Here is a 12,341-nt window from a genome sequence, read left to right as displayed (position 1 = left end):
TGTCCCATCAGACGGTCACCGTGCGTCGGACGCCGCGGCGATGGTCACGCGGCTGACCTCCACGATCTCCTCCAGCGCAATCGGGCTCGGCGCACCGTTTCGGATCGCCGCAATGAACGATCGCGCACATTCCACTGCGCCCTTGTCCTGACTCCACAGATTGAGCTTGGTGAAACCCGGCCAGCCCCAGCCTCGAAGCTTGCGGAAATTGTCGAGCTGGAGGATGCGGCCCGCACAGAACACTTCGAGCCGTTCCTTGGGAAAGGCTTTATGGCCGTTCGCGAGATAATGGATCGTCCCAACGGACCCGTCCGCGAATTCGAGCGTGATCGCCACCTTGTCGTCGCGGACGGGAATCGCCGGGTGCCGGCCCAGTGCAGTCGTTTTGTGTGCGACGATCTCGGCCCCCGCGAGATGGCGAAGCAGGTCGATGAAATGGCATGCCTCGCCGATGACGCGTCCACCGCCGATCACCGCGCTCTGCGTCCAGTGATCGGGCGGAATCTCGCCCGCATTGACCGTCATGACGAAGGATTTCGGCTGGTCGACGGTATCGAGGAGCCGCTTCATGCGCACGATGTGCGGCGCGAAGCGACGGTTGAACCCGATCATCAGCAATTGGCCGGGACGGGCACGTGCCTCCGCTTCGATTTCGTCGAGCTCCTCGTGCGTCAGACAGAGGGGTTTCTCGCAAAACACATGCTTCCCGGCGCGCAGCGACGCCAGCACCTGCCGTGCATGCATGTCGTGCCGGGTCCCCACCACGATCGTATCGACGCTGCCATCGGCGAGCACCGCTTCGCCATCGGTGCTGGCGCTTGCGACACCATTGGCTGAACCGGCATGGACCGCGCTCACGCCACCGCCGCTCACGATCGTATGCAAGGTAGCCCCGGCGGCCTTGAACGCCGGCAGCAGGATACGGCCAACATAATTGCCCGCGCCGAGGAACCCCACGGTGGCGCGCCCGGGAACGACCGTCGCGCCAAGCGCTACCGATCGCACTTCGAGACGCTTTGCCGCGTCGTCGGGCGAATATTGCAGCAGGATCCCCAGCGAAGGCTCGCCCGAGGTCAGCAGTGCCATCGCATCGGCGGCCTGCTCCAGCGGGAATCGATGGGAAATCAGCGGCGTCACATTGAGCGCGCCGCTCGCCATCATGTCGAGCACCGCTTCGAAATTGCGCTGTTCCGTCCAGCGAACGAAGCCGATGGGGTAATCCTGCCCCTCCTGCTCATAAGCAGCATCGTACCGCCCCGGCCCATAGGAGCAGCTCACCTGGAAGGTGAGCTCCTTCTCATAGAACTCGTTGCGATTCAGCTCGAGCCCGGTCACGCCGACCAACACGATCCGGCCCCGCTTGCGGCACATATTGGCGGCTTGCGAGATCGGCTCGCTGCTCTTGGTCGAGGCGGTTACGATCACCGCATCGACGCCGCGCCCTCGCGAGAAAGCGGCGGCGGCCCCGAGCACGTCCTCGCCCTCTCCCGGGTTCACCACTTCGGCGCCGAAACTGCGCGCCAGTTCGAGACGGCTCGCATCGAAATCGATGCCGAGCACACGGCACCCCTGCGCACGCAGCATCTGGACCGTCAGCAGGCCGATCAGCCCGAGGCCGGTCACCACGACGCATTCGCCCAGCGCCGGTGCCGCCAGTCTTATGCCCTGGAGGCCGATCGCCGCGAGGACGGTGAACGCCGCTGCTTCGTCGCTGACCTCGTCCGGAACCACCGCGCAGAGATTCTGCGGGACCGACACCACTTCCGCGTGATTGCCGTTGCTGATCACGCGATCGCCTGGCTGGAAACCCTGCACGCCGCTACCCAGCGCGGCAACGCGGCCGACATTGCAATATCCCAGTGCCAGTGGCTGATTGAGCTTGCTGCGCACCGCCTCCAGCGTGGCGAACACCCCGTCGGTCCGCGCCTTTTCGAGAACCATCTTGACTCGTTCGGGCTGCTGCCGCGCCTTGGAGATCAGGCCCGCCTTGCCGAACTCCACCAGCATCCGCTCGGTGCCCGCGGAGACGAGGGACGTCGTCGAATGGATCAGGAGCCGCCCCCGGCCCGCCCCAGGCGCCGGCACGTCGGTCACGCTTGTTTCGCCGGTCTGGAGACTTTGCAGGACCTGTTTCATGCGTCGAATCCGCCCCGCTGAAGCACCGCCTGCTTTTCGACGCGATTGGGATAATTGATCAACACCGCGCGATACTTCCCTTTGAACACGAACAAGCTGCCTGCCGCAGCACCGATGATTCTCTCCGCAGCGAGCAGCGCCTCGATATCGGCTAGCCCGCCCGCGCCGCCCAACACCGTCATCGGCACATCGACAACCTTGCGGATCTGGGCAACGAGATCGAGATCATAGCCCTGCATGGTCCCGTCGCGATCAACCGAGTTGAGGACGATCTCTCCTACCCCGGCATCCGCGAGTTGCCGCGCGAAATCGACGGGAGAAAGGCCAGTGCGACGCGTGCCATTGTGCGTCACGACTTCCGGTTTGCGCAGCATACCCGCCTTGCGCACGTCCATCACCGCGACGACACTCTGGCTTCCCACACGCGCCGCCGCGGCCGGAATCAGGTCCGGGTCCGCAACCGCGGCGGAGCTCACCGCGACCTTCTCCACGCCGAGCGCAATGATCCGTTCGACCTGTTCGACGGTCTTCACACCGCCGCCATAGCAGAACGGCATACGGCACTCGCTCGCGAGGTTCGAGATCAGCTGATAATCCGGCTCACGCCCGTCGCGCGTCGCGTCGATGTCGACGACGATCAACTCGTCGACTTCCTTCTCGTTGAAGATCCGCACCGCATTGATCGGATCGCCGACATATTTGCCTTCGCCGAATTTGACGGTCTTCACGAGCCCGCCTTTGTGCACGAGCAGGCACGGAATGATGCGCGGTCTCAGCATCTTCAGAGCAGCGCGAAGTTACGAAGCAGGCTGACGCCCCAGTCATGGCTCTTTTCGGGGTGAAATTGCGTCCCGAAGACATTGCCCGATCGAACCGCCGAGGCGAAGCGCAGCCCATATTGCGTGCGCGCGAGCACCGTATCGTCACTGGCAGGCGCGACATAATAGGAATGGAGGAAATAGTAGCGAGGCTCGGTGATGTCGCGAAACAGCGTTTCCTGCTCCACTGGCTCGGCGTCGTTCCAGCCCATATGCGGCAGATGCCGGGCGTCGTTGTGATCGCCCGGCCGGAAGCGGACGACCTGGGCGTCGATCCAGCCCAACCCGGGAAGCACGCCCTCCTCGCTCGAGCGCGCCATCATCTGCATGCCCACGCAAACGCCCAGCACCGGCGTCTTCTCGCCGCCGACCTTCTCGTCCAGCGCCTCGCGCATTCCGGAATCGTTGAGCCGCTGCATCGACCAGTCGAAAGCGCCCACGCCGGGCAGGATGATCTTGTCCGCCTGACGTAACGCTGCGGCGGTCGTCACCGGCTCCGCCGGCATTCCGAGGCGACGATAGATATTGGCAAAGGCGCGGATGTTCCCGACGCCATAGTCGACGATCGCGATCATCGCTTGCCACCTACCTCCATACCCAGCCCACGCATGACCTTCGCGCCAAGATCGTAGATCTGACGCTGCGACTTGTAGTCGCGATAGGTTCGGTGCGGCAGCTCCATATAGCTGTTGAGCTCGTCGATGGTGATGCCGAGCTTGTTCGCCACGAATTCGATCTCGTGCCCGATCGTCGCTGGATCGTAAGGCAGCTTCTCGAGTTCGGCGATCGCTTCTTCGCGCGTCATCTGGTCGGTCACGATGAGGCTGGAGAACTGGACCCGGCGGACATCGTAACCGAACCGCTTCGGCAGCCAGTAGCTCTCGTAGAATTTGGTGAAGCGGGATTCGAAGTGCTTCTGCGGATATGGCTGCCACCCGAAACGCTCCATCAGCAGCGCCTTCGCGTCCTCTTTGATGTAGGACATCGAATTGAGTGGTCGAAGGACCTTGATGCCTCGGACATAGGGCAACCAGATCTTGTGCCAGAGGATCGAAGTCACCGGATAGGATTTGAGCGGCCGGATTCCGAACTTGCGGTGGATATCGCGAAGCTGCCGCGAATCCGACTGGTAGTACATCCACTCAACCGGGTTGCGGATGCACTCGGTCGAGAGATTACCGCCGGTCAGGATAGTCTTCACGCCATGCTGCGTGGCGAATTTGTACATCGTCGCGAAGAAGGCGTGATCCTGCGGCGTATCGATATGCGAAACGCCCGATCGGAAGAAGGCTAGCTGCAGGTCCTGCATCTCCTGCCAGTCGATCACTTCGGTGAAGAGATCCAGATCGAGCTTGTCGATGAGGCGCTCGATGTTGTTGACCGCGATCTGCGAGTTCCAGCCGGCGTCGACGTGGAAGACCAGCGGGCGGAGGCCCATTAGCTCCTTTGCGGCATAGGTGAGATAGGAGCTGTCGATCCCGCCGCTCATCCCGATGATGCAGTCGAAGTCCTTGCCCTTGCCGGCCTTGCGGATCTCGTCCGCCATCTGTTCGAGTTCGCGTTTCCCCTCCTCGCCGGTGTGCCAGTTGGGCAGGGTCTTCGCGTAGAAGTCGTTGCAGTGATCGCACACGCCCTTCTCATCGAACACGATCATCGAATCGGTGGTGTCCATGACGCAGTTTCTGCAAATCTGGTATGCGCGGTCAGGCATGGGGGCGTTCGCCAATGGCTCGAAGGGTCTGGGTCAGGAACGACCAGGTTTCCCGGGCGCACCTAGCCCAAGAATATTGGCTCGACAATTCCTTGGCCCGCTTTGCCAGCCGCGACCGGAGCGCTGGATCATCGATCAGCGAACGCACCGCCGCGGCGATGGATTGCGGCACTTCGGGATCGAAATACACACCGCCATCTGCCAGCACCTCTGGCATCGGCCCTCGCCGCGCGCAAGCAATCGGCAGCCCGGCGGCCATCGCCTCGATGAGGGTGTTGGGCATGTTCTCGCAACTGGAGGCGAAAACGAACAAATCCGCGCGGGCGAGATACCCGGGCAGCGCTGCCTGCGGCACCGGGCCGGTCTGGGAGACGAACTTCCCGGCCGGATCAGACTGTGCGATCTGCGCGTCGAGCCGTTGCTGCGCCTTGCCGGATCCGCCGCCCACGAGCTCCAGCTCCACGTCATAGCCTTCCGCCCGCAGCTGCTCGATCGCCGCGACCACCATCCACTGATGCTTGTAGGGCGCGGCATTCGACACATAGAGGCAGCGGACCGGTCTTTCGTCCGCCGCCGGCCATGCCGGACGACCCTGTATCTCGGCGAATTCCGCACCCACGCCATGCGGAATGAGCGCGACACGATCGAGAAGCCCGCACGACCGCTGGATCACTTCCGCAGCATGGCGCGTCAGGAACACCGCGCCATCGGAGCGTCGCAGCGAGCGGTTCTGCACATAGCGAAGCAGCAGCAGCCGCAGCCGCGCCTTGCTCCAGCCATAGCGCTCGATCTCGCCCGGCTCGTAGGACAGCATGTCGCGGCTCATCGTCACGCTGGGACTTATCCGTGACAGCGCCCCGGCGTCGGTGTTCAGGACGATGTCGCACCCCGCCTTTCGCACTTCGCCGGGCATCTCGAACAGCTGCCACAGCAATTGCTTCAAAAGCGATTTCTCCAGTGCAGGCGGATTATGCCGGATGAGCCAGGGCCGATCAGGCAGCGCGTCGAGCAAGGACCGGTAAGCCCAGACATGCACCTCGCGAATGCCGTGGGCCAGCGGGTCGCCATCCCGGAGCAATCCGATCAAATGTGCCTTCGCGCCGCCCGAGCGGTTACGCGAAGCGTCGAGCCCGACGACGATATCGCCGGTCATCGAACGATCGCGCCATAGTGCTTGCGCCAGAGTTCGAACATGACGAGCGCGAACAGGCGCTCCTCGTTCGCACGCCCTTTTTCTTGCCCTCGCAGCAGCGAACTCACATAGCGCCTGTCAAAGGTCGATGCCGGATCGAGCAGGACCTCCTCGAACAGTCGCTTGAAAGGCCCGCCGGTCAGCCAATGCTTGAGGGGGATACTGAAGCCCTGCTTGCGCTGCCGATCGAACTCCGGCGGCAGGACGCGCTCCGCCAGCTTCTGGAGCAATATCTTCTTCTGGCCTGCATTGGTCTTGAGCGAGGCAGGAACCTTGCGCATCGCGAACTCGATGAGGTGGCGATCGAGCATCGGCGCGCGCATTTCCAATGCGTTGAGCATGCTCATCCGGTCGACCTTAACCAGTATGTCCTCCGCCAGATAATGTTTGAAGTCGAGCCGCGTGACTCGCTGGATCAGGTCCGGATCGGGGGGCACCGCATCCGAATGGATCGCTTCGGCATGGTACGGCCAACCGGACCTGTTCCCCATCAGCCGCTGCCGCGACGGTCGATCGAAGAAACTGCCGATCAGCGGCAGATCGCGAGACATGTCCGTCCCCAATGCCTGCACCCATGCACGCAGGTTGCTGCCGCCCACACCCAGCGGACTATGATGGGTCGCGAGCCAGGCAGCCATACGGCCGGCCGATCTCGGCATGCTCCGCATCTTCTGCTGAAGCTGCAGCAGTTTGGCGTAATAGCCATAACCCCCGAACAGTTCGTCCCCGCCATCGCCACCCAACGCCACGGTGCAATGCTGGCGGACCAACTGGCTCACGAGGAAGGTCGGCACCATCGACGAATCCGCCATCGGCTCGTCGATCTGCCACGCAAGGCGCGGCAGCAGGTCCGCGGCGCCCTCTTCCGCCTCCAATTCGAGATGATCGGTGCCGAAGGCGTTCGCGATCAGCCGCGCGTGTCCGGATTCATCGAACTTGCCATGGCCCGGGAAGCGGATGGTGAAGGTCTTCAGGCGAGCCGCGTTGCGCGCCGCCATCGCAGTCACGAGGCTCGAATCCAGGCCACCGCTGAGCAATATCCCGACCGGCACGTCCGCAACCAGCTGGCGCCGGACCGCCTGATCCAGAAGCTGCTCGAGTTCGTCTAGCAGATCGCCCTCGCTGCCTGCCGCAGCCGGGTCATATTCGGGCAACTGCCAATATTGCCAGATCCTGGTGTCACCGCTGGCGAGGTCGAACCGCATGGCATGCGCGGCGGGAAGCTTGCGGAAGCCTCGCAATATGCACCGGCTTCCCGGAACATAGCCCATCGACAGAAATGCATCCATGCTCTCGCGGTCGACCTCGCGCGGCAGCGTCTCGTCTACCAGCAGCGCCTTGAGTTCGGAGGCGAACCGCAACTCGCCCCGATCCAGTCGATAGAAAAGCGGCTTTTCCCCCGCCCGGTCGCGGGCGAGCAGAAGCTGGCGTGTCCTTTGATCGAAAAGCGCCAGCGCGAACATGCCGTCCAGCCGCTCGAGACATGCGTCGCCCCAGCTGCGATAGGCGGCGAGGATCACTTCCGTATCGGAATGCGAGCGGAATTGGTGACCCATCGCTTCGAGTTCGGCACGCAGTTCGCGGAAGTTGTAGATCTCGCCGTTGAAGGCGATCACGATCTCGCCGGTCGCGTCGAGCATCGGCTGGTGTCCTGCGGCGGACAGATCGACGATCGCCAGCCGGCGATGCGCCAGTCCGACATGCCCGTCGTTCGACCACCACAGGCCCTCATCGTCCGGGCCGCGATGCGCAATGACCTTACAGCCCTCGCGCAGCCATTCGCGGCGAGGGATCGGGTTTTCGGCAGCAACGCCAACCAAGCCACACATAGACCGACGCTATCCCCGAACAATCGAAACGCGGTCGCGGCGCCGGACCTTGCCAAATTTGCCTACCCGCAAGCCGCTGCCATGCCGGGCGGCTCCCTGCCCGCCTAGTGGATATCCTCCACTTTGGCCAGCGACGTCTGCCGATCGCGCGTTCATGGAAACACCGCGCGCAAACGCTCTGAAGCGCCGAACAGCCTCCGGCCGGAATAGATCGCCCCCTCCCGAGTCAGGTGATGTCCGTCGAAACTGATCAGCGATCCGTCCTCGGTGAAGAGCGGGCAAGTTCGCGGATCGCCGCATACGATCGTCTGAAAATCAACGAACCAGTCCGCAGGAAGACGCTGCATCAGCGCGTTGGTCCGCAGATGCTCGGGGGTCACCGCGTTGCGCAGGTCGCGCCGTTTGGGCCCGGCCACCCGCAAATAGGCGTTCAGATCGATGTCGCCGAAATCCTTTCGCCCGATGACCGTCACGTCGGCTTTGGACTTGCGGGCGACCGATTGCAGCGACGCGGAGATCAGCGGGACCTGCCACTCCTCCCAGGAGGAAACGAGGACGATATGATCCGCTTCGGCCAGTCGCTTCGCCAGCTCGGGATGCTTGTACCGCGGCTCGAGGTTGCACCGGATGCGGTTTGCAGGGGAGAGTTTCGGCATCACCAGCCGATCGTCGACGTCGAGATTGCCGCAGGCAGCGGTGATGTGAAAGGTCGAAATGGTGACATTCCGGTCTCTGCCGGTCTCGTGCACGATATTGAGGAAGTCCTGCGCGAAACTGTCCCCGATCAGCAATATGCGGCTGCGCCCGTCCTGGGCGAACGCCTTCAGGTACAGCGCCTCGAAACGCGGCGCGACATAGTCGCCCAGGGCGCGGGCGTTGACCGACGCGAGCTTCTGATCCGAGGCCGAATATCGCTGCGGAAACCCCTTGCTCCACTCGACGGCAACCATGAACCCGATGAACAGCAGCGCCGTGCACCCCAGGCCGGCCAGCAACGGTCTCAAGGCAACCCGTGAGGTCTTCAGTCCCCGGCAGGGGATTTCGACATATTTGTAGCTGAGGAAAGAAAGCGGAATCAGCAGCGCGAGACCGAACCAGACGAAGGTCAGCCGGTGATCGAGCGGAACGGCGAGACGTATGAACGCCAGAATGGGCTGATGCCACAGGTAGAGGCTGTAACTGATCAGCCCTACCCCGACGAACGGCCGGCTTGCGAGGAGTCGATACGCGTGCGTGTCCGCCGCGCAAAACAGGATGATAAGGCAGGCGCCTATCACGGGCAGCAAGGCGAACTGCGAGGGGAACGGCACGCTCCCGTCCATCAGAAATATCGACGCACCGATCATCGACAATCCCAGAAGCGGGAGCGCTTCGCGGAGGACATGATGGCCGAACAGCCGAAAGGGCGACGCATAATGTCGCCTGAGAAGCAGTGCGCACAGCGCACCGAAGAGGATTTCCCAGGCGCGGGTCGGAAGCAGGAAGAACGTCGCTTCGAGTGACACGAAGCTCAGCTGCAGAGCCAGGAGGTTGATCGCGAAACTCGCAACGGCCGCAAGCGCGATCAGATAAGGGACCCAGCTGCGCCTGAGCTTGTAACAGGCAGCTACAACAAGCGGGAAGAATATGTAATATTGCTCCTCGACCGACAGGCTCCAGGTGTGCAGCAGCGGCTTGATATCGTTTACCGTTCCGAAGTACCCCCCCTCTCTCCAGAACAATATGTTCGAGCTGAAGAAGGTAGAGGCAACGACGCTCTCGCTGAATTCGACGAGCTCTGGCGGCCGCATGAGCAGCAACGACAGCGGAATCGCACAAAGCATCACGAAGAACAGTGCCGGCAATATTCTCCGTACTCTGCGTTCGTAGAACCTCCCTAAGGTGAACTTGCCTGCTTCCAGCTCACTCAGGATGATAGAGGTGATCAGGTAGCCGCTGATCGTGAAGAAGATGTCCACGCCAACGAAGCCGCCGCCAAACAGCGAGAAGCCCGCATGGAAAAGAACGACGGGGACCACTGCGACCGATCGCAACCCGTCGATTTCAGGCCTGTATTGCACCTAGAACCCCCGCCCCTCCGCCAGCGTCGACACCGGCTGACGGCGCACATCCATTGCTGACGGACATTTGAAAAGACAACTTTCAACTCTTCGATCGGTGGATGCGATTCCGGCCTCAGAGGAAATCAAAGCGGATGAGCCGGGTCGGCCAGAAACTGCGCCGCAGTGGCGGGAGAACGAGGAACGCAACCAGGCAAAGCGATGCGAAGACCCCGATCCGCCAATACCAGGCGCCGAAACTCAGCGTCGCCGCCCCTGCGATCATCGCAACGACCATGGCGCCGGTGATCGCGACGGCAGGGGGCCAGTATCGAGCGCCGCCGAAGAATACGCTTCTTGCGATCGCGATATAGCCAACGACCATCGTCGAATAAGAAAGCACCATCGCCGCCACCGCCCAATGTACGCCGCCCAGCCACCATCCGAGCCAGATCAGCGGCAATTGCAGCGCGGCGAAACCGCTGAGGAAATAGACTCTCCTCTTCAACCCGCCGACATAATCCGCCGCCGGCGCCGCGAGATCCGATATCGCCCGGAAGAAGATTAGCGCAGACTGGATAGCAAACAGGGATGGCGCGAGAGCGGAATCAGGAAGCATCCACGCGGAGACCTCATCGCTTATCAGCCAGAAGCCGAGGCCGACGCCGAGCGCCACGACTGCGAGACGCGAGAGCATATCCCAGTAACGCGTAATGACCACGAGGCCCCGGGTGTGGATCTCCGGCACCCTGACCATGAGTGCATTGCCGACGACAACGAAGGGCACGTTGACCAGCTCGGCAATTCTCCCAAATGCACCCAAAATGCCGGCCACTTCGAAACCGAGCAGCTTGCTGACCAGCATAACCGGTAATGCCTGATAAGCGCGCGTTCCCAGCAGCAGCATGAGGAACGCGACGCTCTGACGGAACATTCCGTCAGGAGATAGGGCAGCGGTTGCCGCCTCGTCCATCATGTCCTCGTCTGCAGCAGGAATGTCCGACAGCGACCTGGTGAGAAAGTAGATCGCCAAGCCCATGACGCAAACGGCGGTGGCGAGTTGCACCAGCGCCAGTGCCCACACGGTCTTGAAGAAAATGCCGACGGCGAACCAGCCCGCCGAGCGCGTCAATGACTCGAACGCCTCGAGCATCGCGAGATGCTTGAAACGAAGCATGGAGGTCAGGACCGCCTTGGAAAAGGAAGTGAACACCGACACGTAGAGCGACAGGATGACTACTGCGAGCAACCCTAGCGGGATAGCTTGCTGGATCCATATGGTGACCGCCAGATAGCCGATGACTGCCGAGATCGGCAGCGAACAGAAGCAAACCGTCAGCTGCCAGCGCGCCCAACGCGCCAATTCCTCGCGCAGCTTATGGGGCGCCGAAGCGCGACGCACCGCCATCGCCCTCCCCACGGCGCCGCTCACTCCGAAGCCGGCGGGAATCTCGAGGACGATCGCGACCGAAGTCAGATAGACGATGATGCCATATTCGCTCGCGCCCAGTCCACGCACCATCAGGGGGAAGCTGATCAGCGTAAGCAGGAACGTCAGCACCCGGGGCAAGAAGCTGAGGCCCAGCACCCGGTAAAGATAATTCTGGTCCGACATCACGCGATCACTTCGACACCGATTCGAGCACTTTCAGATACCGGTCCGCCACGAGCGCGAGATCCAGATCCGTCTCGAACCTTTGCCGGACCTTGGCGCGGAATTGCGATTGATTCCCGGCGACTGCCTGCACTGCCTGCAGGACTTCCTCGAAGGCGATCGGCGGGAACCCGCCATCGTACCGCGCCGCCGTGAAATAGCTGCCGTCGTCATTGGCCGGAAGCAGGATCCCCGCATCGCCGACGATATCCGCCATCCCGCCGCTGTCGATCGCCACCACAGGCAGACCGCGTGCCATTGATTCGATGACGACGTTCGGACAGGCGTCGCGATGCGAAAACGTGAGATAGAGGTCCGCCCTCTGCAGCACCTCTCCAACCGCGCCGTCGAACGAAGCGAAGGGGGGGAGCGCTTCTATATAGCGGCTGCCTTCGACGATCTCCCTTGTCTCGGACGGCGTGTCGGCGGAGAAACGACCGGTATATCCAAGCAACGTGAAGGCGAGTGGCACTCCCTTCACTTCGTTCGCCCATCGCACGAACTCGATGGTCTCGCCCATCCGCTTGCTCGGCCTCCAGGAGTCGAACACCGTCACGACCCGGATCGGATCATCCACGGCCGCGACGGGGACTCGCTCGCCGCCCTGATATTGCTCGCCATTGACCACCACCGAACTCGGCTTCCAACGGAAATAGCGGGCGTAGACCTCGCGCGAATAGGCCGACTGATAGACGATATGATCGGCAAACAGCATGCGGGTGAAGCCCGACCAGTTCCCGCTGATGAAATTCGCGAGGTCCGCAGCCAGGCCCTTTTGCCCGAATACTGCTCTCAGGCCGCGGAGCACCAGCCGGACAGGCCAGGCGAAAGCACGCAGATGGCGGTCGGAAAGCTTGTCGAAATACAAGCCGTCCACGCGCAAAACCACGCGCCTGCCTCGCATTTTCTCTACGAGAAGGCGTGTTATCGGAACGGAGATATTGCAGAGAATTACGTCGTAG

At 62.3% G+C, this 12,341-nt stretch carries 9 protein-coding genes; all 9 read right to left on the bottom strand.

What is annotated here, in order from left to right:
* Window positions 1-15: 15 nt before the first annotated feature.
* Window positions 16-2,136, bottom strand: coding sequence for a bi-domain-containing oxidoreductase (locus tag ASE13_RS04985; RefSeq protein ID WP_056612245.1), 2,121 nt, complete (start codon window positions 2,134-2,136; stop codon window positions 16-18).
* A complete protein-coding gene (locus ASE13_RS04980) occupies window positions 2,133-2,915 on the bottom strand; it encodes an AglZ/HisF2 family acetamidino modification protein (RefSeq protein ID WP_056612241.1) in 783 nt (260 codons plus the stop codon). The genes ASE13_RS04985 and ASE13_RS04980 overlap by 4 nt, the downstream gene beginning before the upstream one ends.
* A 2-nt stretch (window positions 2,916-2,917) precedes the next feature.
* Complete coding sequence (gene hisH, locus ASE13_RS04975) at window positions 2,918-3,529, bottom strand: imidazole glycerol phosphate synthase subunit HisH (RefSeq protein ID WP_056612238.1); 612 nt, start codon at window positions 3,527-3,529, stop codon at window positions 2,918-2,920.
* Window positions 3,526-4,665, bottom strand: a complete 1,140-nt coding sequence (locus ASE13_RS04970) for an N-acetyl sugar amidotransferase (RefSeq protein ID WP_082596366.1) — start codon at window positions 4,663-4,665, stop codon at window positions 3,526-3,528. The genes hisH and ASE13_RS04970 overlap by 4 nt, the downstream gene beginning before the upstream one ends.
* Window positions 4,658-5,818 carry a glycosyltransferase family 4 protein gene (locus ASE13_RS04965; RefSeq protein WP_056612235.1) on the bottom strand — a complete coding sequence of 387 codons (1,161 nt, stop codon included), beginning with the start codon at window positions 5,816-5,818 and terminating at the stop codon, window positions 4,658-4,660. The genes ASE13_RS04970 and ASE13_RS04965 overlap by 8 nt, the downstream gene beginning before the upstream one ends.
* Window positions 5,815-7,677, bottom strand: a complete 1,863-nt coding sequence (asnB, locus tag ASE13_RS04960) for an asparagine synthase (glutamine-hydrolyzing) (protein ID WP_200955575.1) — start codon at window positions 7,675-7,677, stop codon at window positions 5,815-5,817. The genes ASE13_RS04965 and asnB overlap by 4 nt, the downstream gene beginning before the upstream one ends.
* Window positions 7,678-7,838: 161 nt before the next feature.
* Window positions 7,839-9,746: an acyltransferase family protein gene (locus tag ASE13_RS04955; protein WP_082596365.1), complete on the bottom strand. Its 1,908-nt coding sequence runs from the start codon at window positions 9,744-9,746 to the stop codon at window positions 7,839-7,841.
* A gap of 115 nt (window positions 9,747-9,861) precedes the next feature.
* Entirely contained in the window at window positions 9,862-11,340 is a 1,479-nt protein-coding gene (locus ASE13_RS04950) for a lipopolysaccharide biosynthesis protein (RefSeq protein WP_056612227.1), read from the bottom strand.
* Window positions 11,341-11,347: 7 nt separating this feature from the next.
* Complete coding sequence (locus tag ASE13_RS04945) at window positions 11,348-12,256, bottom strand: glycosyltransferase (RefSeq protein ID WP_056612225.1); 909 nt, start codon at window positions 12,254-12,256, stop codon at window positions 11,348-11,350.
* Window positions 12,257-12,341: the final 85 nt, after the last annotated feature.

The sequence above is a fragment of the Sphingomonas sp. Root241 genome (assembly GCF_001428865.1).
In the GTDB taxonomy this organism is placed as follows: domain Bacteria; phylum Pseudomonadota; class Alphaproteobacteria; order Sphingomonadales; family Sphingomonadaceae; genus Sphingomonas.
Note: the sequence above shows the minus strand (reverse complement) of the source record. Positions and strands in the feature narration are given on the sequence as shown.